Below are 20427 nucleotides of genomic sequence, written 5' to 3' on the forward strand. Positions count from 1 at the left end.
ACTCATAAATTACTAAGTTAAATTCCTTAGCTAAATTACTAAATGTGAGTATTTACTGTAGTTTAGTTGGCAGCACATCCTGACGAATCAAATCTGCATAGGTTTCACGCTTGAGAATAAGGTTAGCAGTACCAGCATCTACTAAAACAGCAGCCAGTTTAGGGATACGGTTATAGTTGGAAGCCATACTGTAGTTGTATGCTCCGGTGGCGGGAACTACCAGAATATCTCCTGGGTTAGTTTTGGGCAGTTTAATATCTTTAATTAAAATATCCCCTGATTCACAATGTTTACCTGCGATCGTGATCACTTGATCCGCTTCAGTACTCATGTGATTAGCAACCATCGCTAAATATTTGGACTGATAGGTAATTGGTCGAGGATTATCCGACATACCACCATCAATGGTGATGTAAGTACGCCCTTGGGGGACGGTTTTATTGCTACCAATGGTATAGGCAGTAACACAGGCGGTTCCGATTAGCGATCGCCCCGGTTCGGAAATTAGTTTGGGTAAAGCTAAACCTTGAGCTTCACAGGCTGTGATCACACTATTGCTAACGGTTTTTACCCATTCGGTAATGCTAGGGGGATCATCGGATTCGGTGTAACTAATGCCCAATCCACCGCCAATATTTAACTCTGTGAGGTTTAATCCATAGTTGCTAGCGATTTTAAACCATGAAATCATCACCGCCCCTAGGTCTTGATGGGGTTGTAGTTCAAAAATTTGGGAACCAATATGGGCATGAATACCCACACATTGCAATAGGGTTTGATTGGAGAGAAATGCAAAGACTGATTCTACTTCTGTGGGGTCAAAGCCAAATTTACTGTCTAGGTGTCCTGTTTGAATATACTCGTGGGTGTGACATTCGATGCCAGGGGTAATTCGCAGCATGATCCGTGGGGACTTACCCAGACTTTGTGCCAGATTACTGGCATTTTTTAGCTCTAGCCAGTTGTCAATAATTACAGTGCAGCCAGTGGCGATCGCATATTCTAATTCCGATTCGGATTTATTATTACCATGTAAATAGATGACATCGGGCTTAACACCTGCTTGGAGTGCTGTATATAGCTCCCCCCCTGATACCACATCTATACCCAGTCCTTCGGAAGCAACGATCGCACAAATCGCCAAACAGTTCCAAGCTTTAGAGGCATAAATTACCTGAGATTCCCCATGATAATAGGATTTAAACCCATCACGATATTGCTGACAGGCGGTGCGGAGACTAAGTTCATCTAAAATATATAAAGGTGAACCATACTGTTCTACTAGTTCCACCACATCACAACCGCCTATTTCTAGGTGATCATTAGCATTAGTTTTGGCAGTTAAGGGTAAAAGTTGTTGGTTGGGCGATCGCTGATCAAAGGGAGCCATTGCTGAGATATTATTTTTATTTTTTAACTATTATGCCCTCAAAATCACTACTTTTCTGCTAATACATTATTTCTCCCATAGTTATTACGATGCTTCTTATCAACTTCAGGTAATGGGTACATACATATACAAAAAATGACGGTGGAATACAATAATCTCAGGCTAGGACTGACCAATGTTAGATTTGCCACATTAGCGATCGCCTTCGGATATTTCTGGATTTATAGCCGTAATTAGTTAATTGAAAAACCATGAGGAGCCAGACATAGTTGAAGAACCAAATAGATAATCAACCTAATTATTTGGGTATAAAATTCTTTATTTTGGGTGTTTTAACAGCGGTTGCACCTTTCGTTACAATTTTTGGATTAAAACTTGCAATCGATCATTTAATGGCAAGCGATCATATAAGCAATTATAAAGTCATCAGCACCTCAACTTCTCCCGATCATGATTTTGTAGCAACTGTATATATATCTTCAGGCGGAGGGGCAGCAGGTTGGTGTAGTACTCGCGTGAGTATCAATACTTCATTAGCAAAACTTGAGATCACTGAGAATAGTATTAAGAATCCTAAGGATATATTCTTTGTTAGCTGTAGCAGTAAAGTTGAGACAAAATGGCTTAGTAATAGAAGTATGACTATTTCATTTAAGGACTTGGAAGAATCAATAAGCATTTCTAAGATGAAGTTAGATATGAGTAGACAAGTTAAAATCAAATATCTGGAAAAAGTAAATTAAAACCTTTGACATCTGCTTCTAATATATATAGTCGAGTAAAAAATTTCTAAATCCTCTCTTTATGAGTTTTAAAGCCATTGTCAGCTTAGAGGCAAAAACCAACCTCATACACTTCAAAAGCTAGACCTTAGAGATTCATCATGAAAGCTATAATATTCAGGTAATAAACTAGCTAAGATTTATGAATTCCGTTTTGAGTGTGGCGATCGCCCTAATTTTAGTTTTAAGTCTCCCCATATCATTAACTAGTAATTTTGTAGGCAATTTAGCAAGTAATTTTTTAGATAGTTCAGCGCAAGCGGCGATTATTAATCCCCATCACCCCATAATGACATTCCCCCTCAAGCCCGAATCAAAAAATCTTAACTCCAGCCCAGTTCCTGGCGATACCCTAACCGAAGGTGTAACCAAGACCGTACTTAAAAATGGATTAACTGTATTAACCAAAGAAATTAACACTGCCCCCGTTGCCACTGTCCAAGTATGGTATCGAGTCGGTTCTCGCAATGAAAAGCCGGGAATTACAGGGATTTCTCACCAATTAGAGCATTTAATGTTTAAGGGAACCAAGGATCGTCCCATTCAGTTTGGTCGATTATTTAGTGCTTTAGGTAGCAGTTCCAATGCTTTTACTAGCTATGATATGACCGCCTATTTTGGTACGGTTAGCAGCGATAAGCTGGAATCTTTATTAGTACTAGAAGCCGATCGCATGGTTAATACCGTGGCAGGAGCCACCGAACTAAAAAGTGAACGAACTGTGGTTCTATCGGAACTAGATGGTGGTAATAATAATCCCAGCACTCGTCTATATCGGCAGGTAATGGCAGCAGCTTTTCCCAATAGTACCTATGGTGCGCCCGTAATTGGCTATAGAAGTGATGTAGAGGCATTTAGCCCCGACCAAGTGCAGAAGTATTATCAAACTTACTATCGCCCTGATAATGCCACTTTAGTGGTAGTTGGGAATTTTGAGACTAAGGCACTCCTGAAAAAAATTGAAAATATCTTTGGGAAGATTCAATCTCCCCCTGTACCTAAATTTATTGAGGCGACTGCCACCTATACTCCACCCGCATTTACGGGTAATCCCATTGTTTTGAAAGAACCGGGCAGTGTGGCATTTTTGCAGGCGGTATATCCTACCTTACCTCCCGTTGGGCATCCAGATATTGCCGCCATTGATGTGATGGATACGGTACTAACGGCGGGTAGAAATTCTCGACTTTATCAGGCTTTACAACAAACTGGTTTAGTCAGTAGCTATAGTGGTAGTGCTTCAACCATGATTGAACCCGGTTGGTACATTTTCAATGCTACGGCTGCCCAAGGTAAGTCTTTAGAATCCATTGACAAGGTCTTATTAGCAGAAATTACCAAGCTCCAAACCAAGGGGGTTTCACCTGAAGAATTAAATCGCGCCCAAACTCAACTGCAAACGGGCTATATTCTCGGTAACAGAGACGTGAGTTCCCAAGCCAGTCAATTAGGCTATAACCAAACCGTGGCATTGGACTATAGGTATAGCGATCGCTATTTAGCCGATGTCAAAAAAGTTACCACTGCTGATGTCCAAAGGGTAGCAAATCAGTACTTAAATCCTGAAAAACGCATTTTAGGATTTTTTGAACCCACAGCCATTGTTGCCACTGCCAATACGGGTAATGCTACTAGTACTTTAACTAGCTATACTTCTGGCACTCCCGTTGATCCTGAAGAAGTTGCTAAATATTTACCCTCAAGTACTGTAGCTGCTAACGAACCGAATCGTAACCCTGATAAACCTGAAAAATTTAAGTTGCCCAATGGCTTAACTATTCTTTTGCAAAGCGATCGCAGCAGTCCGACCGTGACTCTAGTGGGTGAAATTAAAGCTGGTACGGGATTTGATACGGAAGCAAAAGCAGGACTGGCGAGTTTAACTGCTCAAAACCTTTTAAATGGAACTAAGACTAAAGATGCCTTGGCGATCGCCTCAATCTTTGAAGATCGTGGAACTAGCCTCGGATTTTCTGCCAGTCGAGAAGGAGTTAATCTGTCATCGGTATTTTTAACCACGGATTTACCCGTAATTATTCAACAATTGGGTGATGTCTTACAAAATGCCACTTTCCCTGAAAATGAACTGGAACTAAGCCTCAAACGCAATTTAGTTAGTCTTAAGTCAGAATTAGATAATCCGGGTAGTTTAGCCCGACGGACTTTTCAACAAAAGCTGTTTCCTAAGGGACATCCATACTTTGCGATGAGGACTGAAGCCAGCCTTAAGTCGATCGCCCGCCAAGATGTGCTGAATTTCTATAGGTCTTACTATCGCCCTGATACTACCACTTTGACTTTATTAGGTGATTTTGATCCTAAAACGGTGAAAGAGCTATTAATTAAAGAATTTGCTAACTGGAAATCAAGTGGTAAGCCCCAGAAATTGAAATATACATCGGTGTCCCTACCCCAGCCTGAATCCGATCAACTAACCTTAAACGGGAAAACTCAAGCTGTAACCCTAATTGGTCATCCTAGTATTTCCCGAAGCGATCGCCGCTATTATGCTGCGTTGGTGTTAAATCAAGTTTTAGGTGGAGATACTTTATCTAGCAGATTAGGCACAGAACTTAGGGATCGCCAAGGACTAACCTACGGAGTTTATAGCTATTTCCAAGCGGGACAGGGAGCGGGGCAATTTGTTGTTCAAATGCAAACCAATCCTCAAGATACCCAACGGGCGATCGCCAGTGCCTTGGAAATTTTGAAATCTGTCCATGCTAAAGGGATTACATCATCGGAACTCACAGCCGCAAAAGCCAGCTTGATCAATAGTTTCCCTGTGGATATTTCCAAGCCCGAAAGTGTAGCTAGTTCAGTTTTAAGTGATGAAGTATTTGGGTTACCTGTGGGAGATTTTTATCAGTTTCCCCGTAAGGTAAAAGCTGTAAGCTTAGAAGAGGTTAATGCTGCGGCTAGGGAATTACTCCATCCTGATAATTTAGTTATAGTTACTGCTACTCCTCCCCTGAAGTAGGCACAAACTAGATAGATAATTCAAAAATCCTCTAAAGATATTCTGAAAAAATTTAGTAGGTGTCATCATAGTTGTAGTTGTGTCAAAACTACTAAGGCTTCTGGTGGCATCTTTTTCGTTTTGGTATATGTCTGGAAGTAATATAGGCATCAATAAAATATTCTGGTAGTTGTTGTTACGCTATCGTCATTAAACTGCTCTTGAATTCCTTATGCTTAGAAAATCTATTAATAGTTCTTGGTGCATTGATAACGGGATGATTGCTGCCCTTTATCTAGGCGTTTGTACCTTAGTCTTTCAATTACCCCAATCCTTACTAGGTGCGCCAGTTTTTCCTGCGGCGGGTATTGCGGTGGGGGCATTATTAGCACGGGGGCGATCACGAGCATTTGGGGTATTTTGCGGAGCAGCATTAAATAGTTTTCTGATCATTAAGGCACCGATTTTGTTTGCGCTTGTGGCGGGAATTGTGCCAGCGATCGGGGCTTTGGTATCAACAACATTAGTTTTATATTTCAATCGCACCAATTATTTTTTGGGTTATGTTAAACATTTTGTTGGATTTGTAATCGCCATTACTTGTAGTGGCACCCTAATTCAAGCATTACTAGGCACTTTGAATGTATTGCAGGCAGGATTAATTACATCGGATATTTACTGGAATGTGACATTAAGTTGGTGGGTAGGTGATGCTGTCGGGGTTTTAGTATTTGCGCCTTTAACCCTAGTATGGTGGTCTGGATTAAAACTGCGACATCAATTTGATCTCAAAGAGTTACTGGTCACGGTACTGAGCTTAATCATCATCTCCTATCTGGCACTTATAGATGGGCAGCCGATTGAATATTTATTATTGCCACCTCTATTATGGACAGCTTTGCGGTTTGGTGCCAAAGTTACAACCTGCATGGTTACGGCTACTGCTATGGTTGCAGCTATTAGTACAGCCTATCAAACTGGGATTTTTTATCAAGTATCACGCCAGAGTAATTCCCTTTTGTTACTGCAATTATTTATGGGTGTGATCTCCGTAACGACGATCGCTGTATTAACACTGGTTACTGAAAATAATAGGGCAGCAGAAAAGCTCCAAGAACAGGTGGTTCTGAAGGATCAAGCTTATCTTCAACTAGATCAAGTGAATAAAAACCTAGAGGAGATCATCGCAGCCAGAACCAGTGAATTAGTTGCAGCTAATCGGGAAATTAACTCTTTAAATCAGCAGCTAACTGCAGAAAATTCGCGCATGAGTGCTGAACTAGCGGTAACCAAACGTTTACAGGAGATGATATTACCCAAAACTAAAGAATTAAACAGTATTAAAGCACTGGATATTGTGGGATTTATGGAGCCTGCGGATGAAGTGGGTGGTGATTATTATGATGTACTGCAACAGGATGGACATATCAAAATTGGGATCGGTGATGTCACAGGACATGGCTTAGAAAGCGGTGTAATTATGTTGATGGTACAAACCGCAATCCGCACTTTACTGATTAATGGGGAAACTAATCCGATTAAATTTTTATCTACCGTTAATCAGACCATTTATGAAAATGTGCAGCGCATGAATTCCGACAAGAATTTAAGCCTGATTTTAATGGACTATCACGAGAATATTCTGCATTTAAGCGGACAACATGAAAGTGTAATCGTGGCTCGATCGGATGGTGAAATTGAGATTATTGATACCGATGCCCTAGGATTTCCCATAGGTTTAACAGAAGAGATTACAGAATTTATTTTTGAAGTCAAGATTCACTTAAATATTGGCGATGTCGTTGTTTTATATACGGATGGGGTAACTGAGGCTGCCAATGAATTTAAAGAACAGTATGGGCTGGAACGTCTAAGTCAAGTAATCCTTAGCTCCTACCACAAGCCCGTTGAAGAAATTAGAGAAGTTGTTATTGCCGATGTCAGAGAATTTATCGGTTCTAGCAAAGTCTATGATGATATTACCCTTGTGGTTATAAAGCGGAAACTTTAATATTCTCGCCCTTTTGCAGTTGGGTTAATCTTGTCATCAATCTTTACCTATTTAGCTCTCATTTCTTAACCAAGATATAAACGTAACTTTAACTTGATCTCTTAGGCTTAATTGAAGTTCTGAGGGTTAGTAGTGGAAGTTATTTTAGAATTCATTAAAGCGATCGCAACCATATTTCTTTTACTTTTGATAGGCGACTTCTTCTCAACTTTTTTCTATCATGTACCTGAGCACGTATTTGGTAAATTTCATACAATTGTGCATCATGGTAAAAACCGTAGCTTTCTGCACTATGCCGTTCTCACCAGAAATCCCTTGGTATTGTTAGATGGAATTTTAGGGGCAGTGCCATATTTTATATTTACGCCTTGGCTATGGCAGTTATCGGCGGTGGGAACAGTAATGGGCTTGCTCCTAGGTGAGTTTCATGTGGTTTGGCGACATGTCTCGATTCTGAAGTGGCAGACCCCACAACCAGTTAGAGTTTTTTGTGATTTCTTATTTATTACTACTCCTGAAAGACATTGGTTGCATCATCAAAATGCCTTTGCTGCCTATGGAGATATTTTTTCCTTTTTTGATTATCCCGCCCAAAAATGGCTAACTTCCTTACGCATGGTCAGACGCTTTTTTAACAGTAAATATAAGCAATTACATCAAGTTAAGACGGTTCAGTAAGTTATTCTGCTTTTTTTATGGTCACAGATTCTATTTCATAAAAGAGCATTGATCTTGGTTGCCAACTCAATATCTAAGCTAGTAATTCCCCCCGCATCATGGGTGGTTAAATCAATAGATACAGAGTTATAAATATTTAGCCATTCAGGATGATGCTCTAGTTTTTCCGCAGCGATCCCCACTTTAGTCATAAACCCAAAAGCTTGAACAAAATCTTTAAACTTAAATTCCCTACTCAGTTTTTTGCCCGCAATTACCTGCCAACCTTGGGGAACTATCTGTGCTAGTTGCTGTGGATTAAGCTTACCATTGTTAGCATTAGCTCCGTTGGCTGTTGCTCCCATAAGTCCAGTAACTGCTAATCCAGATAGTAAGATTCTACGGCGCATAGATGTTCTCGATTTTTAAATAACAACTTTTACTCATAAATTATCTATTTTGCTTGTCTAGTTCTAGGCTTTCTCGATTTCTTGGTTTTCTTAGTTCGATAATATGTCGATCCACTCCAAACCAATTAGCAGCCTCGGTCATTTTTAATTGTAGTAATTCTTCTTGATTTGATGATAGAACTTGTTGGGGTTTAACAGGTTGAATATTTAAGACTTTAATCAATTCAGAAGCTACCACCTTTGCTAATAGTGGAGGTACAGAGTTACCAACTTGTTGGAAACCATGCCATTTTGTGCCATGAAAGCGAAACCAGTCTGGATAGGAATGTAGTCTTGCCGCTTCCCGTACTGTAATACATCTGGGTAAGTAGGGATGAATAGGACGAGGAGAAGTAAAAGCTCCCCGATTACTGGGAGTTCCTGCACGGAGAGTATTACAAATACCATTGGGATCAAGTTTATGAAAGTGACTAATTGGTTCAGTTTTGCCATAGTCAGTTGCTTCAAACCGTTCCATAGATTGTAATGAATGAATAGTTCTGATACTAGAGGTTAAAAGCTGGGGATTCCATACACGCAGATAGGAATAATCATCACTGCTGTTTATAAGCCCTTTCATTAATCGAGCATAGTCACTAATACATTCGCCATATTCAGCAATGCAAAAATCTCGAGACATTAATTCAGGATAGTTTTCAATCTTTGGGAGGTCAGCGATCGCATCCCAAACCGTTGGGCAGTTGGGAAGACTTACGAATTCCTGTGGTGGATTTTTCCCTAACTTGGGAGGTTTAGTAATCGGTAATGGATAGTTTGGCAACTTTAATCCCTGACGACAACCAATGAGAAATAAGCGATCGCGACTTTGCGGTACTCCATAATGGGAAGCATTCAGAACTCTATAATCTCTTAGCACCTCATAGTTATGGGATTCAAATTCTGCAATTACTTCAGCTAAAAACTGGCGATGTTTACCAATAGTTAGCCCTTTCACATTTTCTAAGACAAAATATTTGGGATTCAATTCTGTAACTAACCGCAGGAAATGAGAGACTAAAGCATTTCGGGGATCATCTAAAGCCCGCTTCCCAATTAGGGAAAACCCCTGACAGGGCGAACCACCAAACACCACGTCAATCTCGGCATTATTAATTGTTGATTTAGTCCTAATCTCATCCCCAGATATATCGGTGACACTTTGGCAAATAACTGACCAATGGGGAAAGTTAAATTTGTGAATAGCACAATGAACTGGATTAATTTCCACAGAGGCAAGTACATCAAATCCCGCCTGTTCAAAGCCAAGGGTCATACCTCCCGCTCCAGCAAACAAATCTACAGCAATGGGACGGCGTTTGGGAAACATTTAATGAAGATAGGAGCAAGAATGGCTTAGCTATTATAATCAGTTATCCACAATTGAGATATTTATTCTGTTTTTAGTAATTCCAGTAGAGATTTGGGGCGATTAAGTTTAATAGTTGGGTAGCGATCGGGATAATTAAGCAACATATATCGTTCATACTCATACCAGTGCATTTCTGCTTTTTCTTGATTACAACTTTGACAGATCACCCATAGATTCATAAATTCCATAGATAGCCAAGGATACTGCGATCGCGGCAACTTGTGATCAATAGTCTTACCGCCTTTTTGTGTATAGTTCTCTTTGCAAACTGGGCAAGAGCGATGAGAGTGAGTATTAACCCAATCTCGACTTTCTGGGGTTGTTCCACATTCATAATCCCCATTTATATATCGCCAAAAATCAAACTTTCGATAATCATCAAAGTCTTGTTCAGTTAATTTGTGATAGCGTTTCTTGCCAATTTTATCTACTAATGCAAATAGCTGTTTGAGGTCTTGATCTTGAGGATTCATAATCGGTGGCTATGGTTTCCTAAAATCAATAATCTTAATTTCGATATCGGGGAAGTAGTGATCAATTTGAACTTCTATATCATTAAGTACCTCAGCTAGCTCCTGATTTGTCTGATTAATTTCACCAACAGTAAGGTACTTATTGCCAATCCGATCTGCTTCTAAAAATAAATCTTCGAGGCTAACTTCACATAACAATTCTTCAATCTTCTCATAGAGTTTAATTACCTGCTCCCATCCGATATTTTTATAGCCATGATTTTTTAGAAACTTACGACTTTCTTGATCTAGCTCTTTATAGTTGCTGGTATTAGCGGCTTGAACTTCTCTATAGCCCATACTTTTGAAACGCTGCGCTTTTGTAATCTTAGTCATAGTGTTTACCTAGCCTTGGCTACTTTTAAACCATTTACTCAATGCCTTGCGAATTTCGCTATCCTCGTACTGCATTAATTTACGCACATCAATAGCTATTTGTAGCTTGATCCGATCAACTAAGTTTTTTAAATCTTTGTTATCCTTTTTTAATTCTTCATTAACTTTAACCAACTGTGCCTTTTCAGAACTAAGGTTGAGAGTCTGTATGTATAATTGCTGGGTTTCAGCATTTTTTAGATCAATTTCCTTGTTTTTCTTAGTGACTTGACCTTTTTGTGCTGCTTGTAGTCTTTGGCGATTACTTAATTCAGTCCCAGCAAATTCTGAGATTACGCGCCGAATCGTTAGTTCATCAGGATTTTGAGCAAAATCTACTTTTTCCAAGGCTCGTTTAGCATCTGCTTCTGTCCATTTTTCATCTTTAAGCAGTCTGATAGCTTCGGTTCTATTCATTGCTGTCGGCTTAACCTGTTGATTTAAGATTGAGGTGCAATCATTATAATGATCTCAATTACCAGAATAAAGGTATTAAAAATGTGGCAATAGATTTAGGTACTGTATATTTTGCGATCGCCCAAAATACCAAATCCAGAAAACAGAACTACAGATGATCTAATACAAGATTTGATGGTTATATACTCTTTGAAGTATCTATAGCTAAATCTTAAGGAATTGGGATAAAAGATCAGGCATTGGGTGTAGTCGCCCCTTTACCCCATTTAATTAGGACTATGTTTATATTAGAAAGGGAGTAACCTAATCGCTCCTAGGACGAAATATATGACTGTGACTAGATTTATATAACTGCGATCGCTGAGAATTTAAGCTAGATTTATTTTTCAAACTATTTTTTATAGCAGTTCTCAAAGCGGGGCTAATTAAATAAAGTGTGGTTCGGATTAAGTTCTCAGACTCTGTTACCGCAGCCATTTCCTTTAAAGGCACCGTCAGAATTTTTTGATCTTGCCACCCCAAATGGAAACAGATAGCAACGGGAGTATCGGCGGGATAGTGCAGCATTAATTGAGCTTGAGCCTTAGCCACATGACCCGCACTTAAATATAGGCACAAAGACGCTTGATGGGCAGCTAAACGGGCTAAATCCTCTGACTCTGGCACTTGAGTTCTTCCACTGGCACGGGTAAGAATAATAGTCTGGACTAATTCGGGAATGGTTAACTCCACCTGTAACTGCGCTGCTGCCACCTGAAAAGCACTAACTCCGGGAATAATCTCTACGGGAATATCGGCTGTTGCTAGTCCTACAATCTGCTCATGAATTGCTCCATATATACTTGGATCACCATCATGTAACCGCACTACTGATTTTTGCGATCGCACCCGATCTATGAGAATTTCTAAAATTTGTTCAAGGGTTTTACTGGCAGTGGGAATTATCTCTGCGTCATCTCGGCAGAATTGCAACATCGTCTCTGGAATTAAGGAATTGGCATACACCACTACATCCGCTTGGGTAAGGAGATCACGACCTTTCACTGTAATCAAATCTGGATCACCAGGTCCTGCCCCAACTATATAAACGGGTCTATTCATTCATCTTTATTTTTATTTTTGGTTAAATGGGACAACCCAATTCCTGCCCCACCACCAACCACTATATTAATTAGCTTGTCAGGGAGGGTTTTATCTCCAGTAACTCCAGAATAGATAAATGACATTAAAATCATGCCAACAATACTGCCAAGAATCATCCTATTTGTATTTTCTCGGCGCTTATTTTGATCATCTTTGTGTTTAGCAAGCTGACTATGATAGTCAAACTGTCTCTGGTCGTTTTTATCTGCAAACTCTATCAAAGCTGATGGCTGATGATGGGCAAGTGACTCTACGACACTTGGATTTACCATCATTGTACTTAAGGATTTTTCGTCTTTTTGGAGAAGTATTTGTAATATCTCTTGCTTTTCAAGCTCAGCCCTTTTTGCTTCTTCATTTTGTTTTAAAGATTCAGATGGGGTGGGATTTATTGATTGAGGTGTCAAATCTTCCATGACTAGTTTTTAGTATGCCCTAATATCCACTAATAAGACTTCTAGTAAGTGCGGAGGCAATTTTGGTACTTACTATGGCTTTTCTATCCCGAGATATAGAAATTAGATATGCTTCTTTTTCTGATGGCAATGACCAGTCACTAGTAACTGACATTCCTACCTTTCTGAGATGTGCGAGCTTTACATCAAATAATTTCTTATGATCCTTTGATGCTCCCAATGGTAAAGAGAATCTAACTACTGCCGTACTCATTGCAACCCCTACTCCAAAGATTAATTTAACAACTTTAAAACTTTTCAAAAAAGTGCTGTCACTATAATTTTGTCAGTAAATAGTAAATTTTGGGGTAAATTTTTGGTGATCTTAAATTATCTAAAGCTAAGTGAGGGGAAAAATTATGGAAAAATATATAAATCTTAAGTAGCCATTGCACCATCCCCTATTATTTACAGGGGGTAAACTATCAAAGCCATAAATACAAGTTTTTAAAACCTATGACTGATCGAAATACCCAGATGATTTTGGAGCATATTGATCGCCTTGAGCAGCGATTTATTGGGTTAGAAAGACAATTTGCCAACCTAGATATTAATCTGAAGACCGAACTCAAGGATGCGAATGTCAGGATAGATGCTTACCAAAAATCATCGACTCAAGTGGTAAGAATGGCTATTGCTGTGATTAATGCTACGGCGCTCGTCCTGATTCTTAGTCCGCTAGTTCAAGCACTAACTCCTACACTGGTATCTGTAGTTGAGAAATTTATGGCGACAAGAGTCTAGGTAATTAATTGGTTAAAACTAGTTATCCAAGATTAATTGAGAATGGCGATCGCACAGAAAAACCTTAACTTCCAAAGTTTGTCCCGTATATTTTTGGATATATGCCTGAGCTTTTTGGCTAATTTGATCGGTTAAGTACTTAAAAATAACTTGATCCAGCCCTTGGGTGATTAGTAACTTATGCACAGCCTCGGCAGTGGGCGATCGCTCAATTTGCTGAATAATTTCTATGGGTAATTGGGCATGGACAGCCGCACGGGTGAGAATATCAATGCGTCCATCAGCAAGATGACTAGAAGTGTTAAAAATTCCGCCTGCAAGTTTTAATAATTTACCGTGATAGCCTACTAAAGTAATAGAGTTGACGTTTAATAGTGCCGCTTCAATTAACATCACCCCAATCCAATTAGCAGTTTGTACCAGTTGATCAGGTGAAAATCCCATGTTTTGAGCCGTTTGATAGCCATTGGCACCGATATAAAAGACTAAGTCAGGATTTTGCCTAGCTTTAACTTGCAGATTGGCTCTAAACTCTTCTAATTTATCTTCCACTGATAACGGCTGAGATACTGCCCTAGTTCCCAGTAGTGCTAATCCTTCTAAAATTCCAAAGGCAGCATTAGAAGTACGCTTAGCTAGGGATCGCCCTTCAGGAAGGATAAATTTAATTCGTGCCGAAGTATGTGGTGGTAATAGGTGTAAAAGATTAATCTGTGCTAAGGTTTTTGCCAATTTATAAATAGCAGGTTCCCCTGTAATTGTTTTGCCCAAGCCTTCGCCTGCCTCAAGGATAATTTCAGGATTTGCTGAGGCTTCACTTATTTCATATAACTGTACCCAAGCCCAAACTGGAGTGCCAGCAGTTAAGTCTAAATTATCCCCGGGATCGCTGATTGTCATCCCTAGGGCAGTATTTTGATCTAATGGAGCAGACTGGGCGATCGCAATTTTCCCAATCCTTGAATTTAACTCAGAGTCTAATCCTGCATCCAGTAAATCTAAGTACACAGCCTCTAAATTCTCGCTGGGATTTGCCAATCTTAAAATAGCCGCCTTAGCCGCAGCGATCGCAAATACAGGCAATGTATAACCAGTTTTCATTAATTTAGCTTAAGACAAATTAACCTATGATGGAAAGTGATTTTAGATAGTTAGCAAAACATTAAGAATTTACGATAAATAATCGGCGTGAATGTTACCGATCTAGTTAAGGTTTCCATAATTCTCTTACTCGTTGCCACTGGGGTTGCGTTATTGTCACGGCGGTTGCGTGTTCCCTATGTTACAGGGCTAGTATTGGCAGGTTTACCAATCACAGAATTGTTATCACGGCGGATTGGCTTAGACCCTGCCCTAGTTTTAAATCTTTTTCTACCCATTCTAATTTTTGAAGCTGGAATTAATACGGATGTTAGTCGTCTGCGCAGTACATTTAAACCCATAGCACTTCTCGCTGGACCGGGGGCTTTAGTTTCTAGTGGAATTATTGCGGTTCTCTTAAAGTTTGGGCTGGGACTAGAGTGGATACCTGCTTTATTTGTGGGTGTAATTCTAGCAAATACTGATACGGTTTCTATGATTGCTGTGTTTAAGGAAATCCCAGTTCCCGCCAGACTTTCTAGCATTGTGGAAGGAGAAACCCTTTTTAATGATGCGGCGGCTTTGGTTGCATTTAATCTGATTTTTCAAGTGTATGCCACAGGCTCTCTAACAGTTATAGAGGGCATCCAACAACTGCTATTTATTGCGATTGGCGGCGGCATTGTAGGAGGAGTTCTAGGTTATTTATGCATTCCTATATTCACTCGTTTGGATGATCCCCTTGGTAGTTTATTACTAACAGTTGCTCTTGCCCTTGGTACTTTTCAAGTTGGACAGATGTTGGGGGTGTCAGGAGCAGTAGCGGTAGTAATTGCAGCTTTAATTTTTGGCAATTTAGGGCTTTCTGCCAATACTTCTGCCTCAACTAAAATTACTCTATCCAGCTTTTGGGAATATGCCAGTTTTACCGTTAATACCTTTATTTTTCTCTTAATTGGCTTAGAAATTAATTTGGTGACTTTATGGATGACTTTACCAGCAATTCTATTTGCAGTTTTAGCATTTCAGATAGGACGAATTGTCACAGTCTATCCTTTGCTAACAGGCGTGCGGTGGATTGATCGTGCCATTCCCCTGCGTTGGCAGCATCTAATGTTTTTTGGCAATATCAAAGGCTCTCTCTCTATGGCATTGGCTTTAAGCTTGCCGACAACTCTACCTGGACGAGATATTCTGATTGCTATCGTCTTTGGCTGTGTACTGGTGTCACTGATTGGACAGGGTTTAAGCTTACCGTGGCTAGTAAAACGCTTAAATTTATCTCAGGTTTCCGCTGATCAGCATCAGGTTGAGGAATTACAGGCACAGCTAATAACAGGTAAGGCGGCACAGGATGAATTAGACAGCCTATTGAAATCAGGAGTGCTACCAAAATCTGTCTATGAAGAAATGCGGTCTAGTTATCAAGTTCGTATTGCTGGTGCCGAAAAAACACTAAGAGAATTTTATAATCGTCGCCCTGAAGAATCTGAGCCTCAAAGTGGCGATCGCCAGAAACTGGATACTATTCGACGGCAGTTACTATTGGCAGAAAAAGGCGCATTAAATGAGGCATTGCGGAAGCGGATTTTATCTGAAGGAATTGTCCGAGGACGAATTCAAGTCATTGATCAGCAATTATTACAGCTTGATGATAATTAATAGAACAGAAGCTATTTACAGCCCTCAATAAAATCTATAACTTGATGTAAACACTTTGGTTTAGTTACGATTAAAACAGTTGAATATGGCTCTAATACTGTGCTGCCATTGGGAATCATTAAGTCTTCGTGGGGATGAGGTTGATAGCCAATAATTAAAGAGCCAGTGGGAAAGCGTTGATCTTGGGCAATTTCAGCGACACTGCGACCCACAACATAACAGTTATTAGGAATAGATAGTTTTAACACTTCAATTTGTCCCTGCTCAAAATGCATCATTGACTCGACTTCAGGAAATTCGATCGCATTTACCATAGTCGCAACTCCAAGTTCAACAGTACTGATAATATGGTTAGCTCCAGCAATGCGTAGGGGTTCAGTAAAATCAGTGTGGCGCATTCTACTCAAAACATGGGGAACACCATAATGTTTAGCCAAAGTTACCATTGCCAAATTTAAGGCATCACTTCTCAAGACCGCAGCCATAGAGCCAGCTTTACGAATTCCTGCTTCTAATAATACTTCGGTACTTACAGCACTACCTTCAAAAGCCATTGCACCAACTTGCTCACGGGCATAACGACAGGCTACTGGATCAATATCAATGACGGCAACAGTATGTCCCAGTTCTATAAGTTTTTGCGCTAAAGATAGCCCAACCAAGCCTGCACCGCCAATTAGTACGTACATATTTGCCTAATACCCAAAGACTTAACTACTTCACTCTCAGTGTATAGCTTAGCAAGTCAGTGCAGGTGATTTTGATAATGTAACCCCTTCGTAAAATAGCCGCCTTAGCCGCAGCGATCGCAAATATAGGCAATGTATAACCAGTTTTCATTTTTTCTCATCATTTTTTTCATACAATGGTGCTGGTTTTTGTCTAATTCGGGTAACAATTGGCTTAACCCTCTTTACCACTTCAATTAAAAAAGTATAGTCAGGGGGTGGAACATTGGTAATATATCCAGCCTCGGCAATAATTGTCGGTGAAGCAGATTTCATCGCTGTAACAATTTGCTCTTGTAAATTTCGTTCCACTGTTGGCGATAGTAAAACCATGCCGGGCGGAACACCTTGGGAAACACTGGGTAGAATACGGAATTTTTGCTGACCAAATTCACTACTAAATCGATCATATTCTGTTTTAGATACTGCTCCTGCTGCAACTTCTCCACTATTTACCATTTCTAGGATCGCTTTAGGGGTGGGTGCAAATAAAATCTCTGCCAGTTTCAAGCCATATAGTTCATATATTGGTAAGTAGTAACCCGTAGCAGAACCGATTTGTCCTAGGGCGATCGCCTGATTTTGCAAATCCAGTATTTTTTGGACAGGGCTATCTTTGCGTACCACCAGCACAGAGCGCAGATTGGGAGAGCCTTCCATCGAGAATAAGGGTAAGTATTTTTCCTGAGAAATGGCAACCGCAGCTAACCCAGGTGTAGCAAAAACTAAAGACCAATTGTGACGTTGGATTTGTTCTAATGCCTTAACTTCATTAAAAGCTGGCTCTAGTTCAATCAATGTATTCGTTTGGGTCGCTAAATAATCTTGAAAGCGTCCATACTGATCAATAGTCTTGTTGCCCTCACCATAACTAACAATGCCAATCACAAGCTTATTTCTGGTGACCAGTTTCTCGGTGGCACAACCAGCCAGTAGCCCCATTAAAAATTGACTTAGGAATAATCGACGTGAAACCATAATTCACTAAAATCTTATCAAACACTTAGAAATCACTTTGGACTGCCAAGGATGGGTTTATACTTATACAGTCCACATTGTAAAGCCATTTCAAAGCCACAATGTTAAATAATCTTAGACTTGGTGCAAAGTTTAACCTACTGCTAATAACAGCTTTTCTAATTAGTATTGTGATTAGTGGGATAGCTTTGTCAGCGATCGTAAATCGTAATGCGGAGGAGCAAGTTGTTTCTAAAGCTTTAATTTTGATTCAAACTATGAACTCTGTGCGTAATTATACTAGTACGCAAGTTAATCCACAGTTGGCAGCCAGATTAGAGACAGAATCAGAGTTTTTACCTCAAACCGTTCCAGGGTACTCTGCCCGTGAAGTCTTTGAAAATCTGCGGACAAATAGGGACTATGCCGACTTTTTCTATAAAGAAGCCACATTAAACCCCACGAATTTAAGGGATAAAGCGGATAGCTTTGAGTCAGATTTAATCCAGAGTTTTCGGAATAACTTGAGTACAAAAGAATTAACAGGCTTTCGTTCTTTTCCTGGTGGAGATTTATTTTATATTGCTCGACCCATAACTATTGGCAAAGAAAGTTGCTTACGTTGTCACAGCACCCCTGAAGCTGCCCCCAAAAGTATGATTGCTAGTTACGGACGGGATAATGGCTTTGGTTGGAAGTTAAATGAAGTTGTGGGTGCTCAGATTATTTCTGTTCCTTCCCAAGAGATTATTAATAATTCTCGACAGTCTTTAATATTAGTGATGTTGGTGGTGTGTAGTATATTTGCGATTACTATTTTGATTATTAATTTACTGTTAAAACAGGCGGTAATTAAACCCCTCAAGAGTATGGCTCAGGTTGCCCATGATGTGAGTACGGGAAAAATGGATAGTGAATTTCAGCAGACATCCCATGATGAGATCGGAGTTTTAGCTAATGCCTTTAACCGCATGAAACTAAGTTTGGTAATGGCAATGGAAATGTTAAATAAGCCTCAATAGTTTCAATTTCTAGTTTTAAGTTCTGATTTTAATTTTTAAGAAATCAAACTTTGACGAAATTTAGCGGCAGACGCAGGATTAGGGATGTGTTGAGCCAGCATATCCACTAGCTGATTCTGAGAGGGGCGATTTGCCAAAGCTTTTTTTAGGATAATTTGTGCCATTGGTCCGATTATTTCCGCCAGTTCTTGTTCGCAGTAATTAATAAAATCCTGACTTATTTCATGATTTGCGTTTAGATTGAGGACAGAAATAGTTTTGATCGATGGTTTTGTTTGCGGTATAGCTTCTTTATTAATCTCTTTATCATCTTCTGTATTAATTTTAGCGATCGCAGCTTTAATTGCTGTTTTAAACTCTGACTGTTGGGCGGGTGGAATTTGTTGACTAATTAGCTCTATTAAATCTGAGGGGTTTGTAGCTTTTAAGCTTGCCTGCTTAATTAGGATCGATGCAATTGGTCCCACATAGTTCAGGAGAATTTGCTCTAGCTTTGATTGAATCTGAGTAAGACTAACATTTGCTTCCTGTGAGTCCTGTGATTTTATAACTGAGGTGGGGCGAGGCTGAATAGCTTGCATTGGCGTGGTTTTAGCCAAATCAGAGTCGGATGTCCTCATGGATTTGAGCATGGTTGTAGCATCGAGTTTGACTTTTGCGGCTGCTTGTAAAGCTTGGCTTAACGCCATAACTGAGCTAAAACGTCCGTTGGGTGACTTTCTCAAACACTGCATGACAACTGCCTCCAGATTAACTGGTATATGGTCACAATTTGGTTGGGAACGGAGCGATCGCGGGGGTTCGGAAATATGCGATCGTAACCAACAAGTACCTCCTGCGGCACGACCTTCTAGGCTACAGCCAAAGGGATCAGTCCCACTGAGCATTTCATAAAGAATCATCCCGATGCTATAGATATCTGCGCGCAGATCTAAATCTTTTCTAACCTCTATTTGTTCAGGCGCAGCATACTGAAAAGTTCCCATGAACAAGCCCGTATTTGTAGATTGCTGATCTCGACTAAAAACCTTAGCAATACCAAAGTCTAAAACCTTTACCAGTTCACCAAGGGAAGTACGTACCAAAAAAATATTTTCGGGCTTTAGGTCTCGATGCACAAACTGCACCCTTTCTCCCAATGTAGCTCCATCATGGGACATTATTACTCCCGTATGAGCGCTATGTAAGCCATCGCAAACTTGGCTGATAATTCCTACCGTTCGTTCTATGGAAAGCCGTTTCTCTTTTTGTAATAGCTGCCCTAGGGTTTGACCTTGTAAATATTCCATGACAAAGAAGGGATAGCCATCGCTGCTAACGCCATAATCTTTTACCTGTACAACATTTTCACTTTGAATGGCAGCACATAGTAATACCTCCCGTTCAAATCTTTGCCTGATATCTCCTTCGGATAGAAGTTTTTCCTTCAGCAACTTTAAAGCTACCTGCTGCCCCAATAGAGTATCTACCGCCAAGAACACATCTCCCATGCCACCGCCGCCAAGTCGATTGGTAATCCGATATCTTTGCCGATCACCAATAGACTGCCCAATCCAAGAATTTGAGTGCTGAGAGTTTGTCATGGGAAAATTACCTGATTAATTTCACCCGAGTTTTGAATTTCTAAGGTCATAATTTGCAGCAATACCTTGTTTGGATAAAAACTATGACTTTGGATATTTTATATAATAATCCCTATACTTAGGGCTAGTCTC

The 20427-nt window shown here is 40.0% G+C and carries 20 protein-coding genes; 7 read left to right on the forward strand and 13 right to left on the reverse strand.

Annotated elements, in window-relative coordinates; translation table 11 throughout:
* Positions 1 to 52: 52 nt before the first annotated feature.
* Positions 53 to 1390, reverse strand: coding sequence for a diaminopimelate decarboxylase (gene lysA / locus SYN7502_RS09425; protein WP_015168607.1), 1338 nt, complete (start codon positions 1388 to 1390; stop codon positions 53 to 55).
* Positions 1391 to 1659: 269 nt separating this feature from the next.
* Between lysA and SYN7502_RS09430 the strand changes: the two genes are divergently transcribed.
* The 4 genes from SYN7502_RS09430 (at position 1660) to SYN7502_RS09445 (ending at position 7820) form a co-directional block, all read left to right on the forward strand.
* Positions 1660 to 2133 (forward strand): DUF5412 family protein, encoded by a 474-nt coding sequence (locus SYN7502_RS09430; protein WP_015168608.1) that lies wholly within the window; start codon positions 1660 to 1662, stop codon positions 2131 to 2133.
* Positions 2134 to 2314: 181 nt separating this feature from the next.
* The gene (locus SYN7502_RS09435; protein ID WP_015168609.1) at positions 2315 to 5152 is read left to right on the forward strand and encodes a M16 family metallopeptidase; all 2838 of its coding nucleotides are present in this window, start codon (positions 2315 to 2317) and stop codon (positions 5150 to 5152) included.
* A 211-nt stretch (positions 5153 to 5363) separates the two neighbouring features.
* Complete coding sequence (locus SYN7502_RS09440; RefSeq protein ID WP_015168610.1) at positions 5364 to 7142, forward strand: SpoIIE family protein phosphatase; 1779 nt, start codon at positions 5364 to 5366, stop codon at positions 7140 to 7142.
* 132 nt (positions 7143 to 7274) lie between these two features.
* Positions 7275 to 7820: a hypothetical protein gene (locus SYN7502_RS09445; protein ID WP_015168611.1), complete on the forward strand. Its 546-nt coding sequence runs from the start codon at positions 7275 to 7277 to the stop codon at positions 7818 to 7820.
* A 35-nt stretch (positions 7821 to 7855) separates the two neighbouring features.
* On the opposite strand, the gene SYN7502_RS09450 is transcribed toward SYN7502_RS09445, so the two are convergent.
* The 8 genes from SYN7502_RS09450 to SYN7502_RS09485 all read right to left on the reverse strand — a co-directional run bounded on the left by SYN7502_RS09450 (position 7856) and on the right by SYN7502_RS09485 (position 12733).
* Positions 7856 to 8209, reverse strand: a complete 354-nt coding sequence (locus SYN7502_RS09450) for a 4a-hydroxytetrahydrobiopterin dehydratase (protein WP_015168612.1) — start codon at positions 8207 to 8209, stop codon at positions 7856 to 7858.
* Between the two features lie 40 nt (positions 8210 to 8249).
* The gene (locus SYN7502_RS09455; RefSeq protein ID WP_015168613.1) at positions 8250 to 9575 is read right to left on the reverse strand and encodes a DNA cytosine methyltransferase; all 1326 of its coding nucleotides are present in this window, start codon (positions 9573 to 9575) and stop codon (positions 8250 to 8252) included.
* 62 nt (positions 9576 to 9637) lie between these two features.
* Positions 9638 to 10090 carry an HNH endonuclease gene (locus SYN7502_RS09460; RefSeq protein WP_015168614.1) on the reverse strand — a complete coding sequence of 151 codons (453 nt, stop codon included), beginning with the start codon at positions 10088 to 10090 and terminating at the stop codon, positions 9638 to 9640.
* Between the two features lie 9 nt (positions 10091 to 10099).
* Positions 10100 to 10465 carry a hypothetical protein gene (locus SYN7502_RS18305; RefSeq protein WP_015168615.1) on the reverse strand — a complete coding sequence of 122 codons (366 nt, stop codon included), beginning with the start codon at positions 10463 to 10465 and terminating at the stop codon, positions 10100 to 10102.
* A gap of 9 nt (positions 10466 to 10474) precedes the next feature.
* Positions 10475 to 10921, reverse strand: a complete 447-nt coding sequence (locus SYN7502_RS09470) for a hypothetical protein (RefSeq protein WP_015168616.1) — start codon at positions 10919 to 10921, stop codon at positions 10475 to 10477.
* A gap of 303 nt (positions 10922 to 11224) precedes the next feature.
* Entirely contained in the window at positions 11225 to 12022 is a 798-nt protein-coding gene (gene cobM, locus SYN7502_RS09475; protein WP_015168617.1) for a precorrin-4 C(11)-methyltransferase, read from the reverse strand.
* Positions 12019 to 12480 (reverse strand): hypothetical protein, encoded by a 462-nt coding sequence (locus tag SYN7502_RS09480; RefSeq protein WP_015168618.1) that lies wholly within the window; start codon positions 12478 to 12480, stop codon positions 12019 to 12021. The genes cobM and SYN7502_RS09480 overlap by 4 nt, the downstream gene beginning before the upstream one ends.
* Positions 12481 to 12499: 19 nt before the next feature.
* A complete protein-coding gene (locus SYN7502_RS09485; RefSeq protein ID WP_015168619.1) occupies positions 12500 to 12733 on the reverse strand; it encodes a hypothetical protein in 234 nt (77 codons plus the stop codon).
* Positions 12734 to 12975: 242 nt separating this feature from the next.
* Between SYN7502_RS09485 and SYN7502_RS09490 the strand changes: the two genes are divergently transcribed.
* Positions 12976 to 13263 carry a ssr2422 family thylakoid membrane protein gene (locus SYN7502_RS09490; RefSeq protein WP_015168620.1) on the forward strand — a complete coding sequence of 96 codons (288 nt, stop codon included), beginning with the start codon at positions 12976 to 12978 and terminating at the stop codon, positions 13261 to 13263.
* A gap of 18 nt (positions 13264 to 13281) precedes the next feature.
* On the opposite strand, the gene cbiD is transcribed toward SYN7502_RS09490, so the two are convergent.
* Positions 13282 to 14364 (reverse strand): cobalt-precorrin-5B (C(1))-methyltransferase CbiD, encoded by a 1083-nt coding sequence (cbiD, locus tag SYN7502_RS09495; RefSeq protein ID WP_015168621.1) that lies wholly within the window; start codon positions 14362 to 14364, stop codon positions 13282 to 13284.
* A gap of 87 nt (positions 14365 to 14451) precedes the next feature.
* On the opposite strand from cbiD, the gene SYN7502_RS09500 reads away from it, so the two are divergent.
* Positions 14452 to 16005 carry a cation:proton antiporter gene (locus SYN7502_RS09500; RefSeq protein WP_015168622.1) on the forward strand — a complete coding sequence of 518 codons (1554 nt, stop codon included), beginning with the start codon at positions 14452 to 14454 and terminating at the stop codon, positions 16003 to 16005.
* Positions 16006 to 16016: 11 nt separating this feature from the next.
* Here SYN7502_RS09500 and SYN7502_RS09505 read toward each other — a convergent pair whose 3' ends face one another.
* Both SYN7502_RS09505 and SYN7502_RS09510 read right to left on the reverse strand, forming a co-directional pair.
* Positions 16017 to 16694: a potassium channel family protein gene (locus SYN7502_RS09505; RefSeq protein WP_015168623.1), complete on the reverse strand. Its 678-nt coding sequence runs from the start codon at positions 16692 to 16694 to the stop codon at positions 16017 to 16019.
* A gap of 147 nt (positions 16695 to 16841) precedes the next feature.
* Complete coding sequence (locus SYN7502_RS09510) at positions 16842 to 17711, reverse strand: phosphate/phosphite/phosphonate ABC transporter substrate-binding protein (RefSeq protein WP_015168624.1); 870 nt, start codon at positions 17709 to 17711, stop codon at positions 16842 to 16844.
* 101 nt (positions 17712 to 17812) lie between these two features.
* On the opposite strand from SYN7502_RS09510, the gene SYN7502_RS09515 reads away from it, so the two are divergent.
* Complete coding sequence (locus SYN7502_RS09515) at positions 17813 to 18712, forward strand: c-type heme family protein (RefSeq protein WP_015168625.1); 900 nt, start codon at positions 17813 to 17815, stop codon at positions 18710 to 18712.
* A 35-nt stretch (positions 18713 to 18747) separates the two neighbouring features.
* On the opposite strand, the gene SYN7502_RS18310 is transcribed toward SYN7502_RS09515, so the two are convergent.
* A complete protein-coding gene (locus SYN7502_RS18310) occupies positions 18748 to 20295 on the reverse strand; it encodes a serine/threonine protein kinase (protein ID WP_015168626.1) in 1548 nt (515 codons plus the stop codon).
* Positions 20296 to 20427: the final 132 nt, after the last annotated feature.

The organism is Synechococcus sp. PCC 7502 (assembly GCF_000317085.1).
Lineage (GTDB): Bacteria > Cyanobacteriota > Cyanobacteriia > Pseudanabaenales > Pseudanabaenaceae > PCC-7502.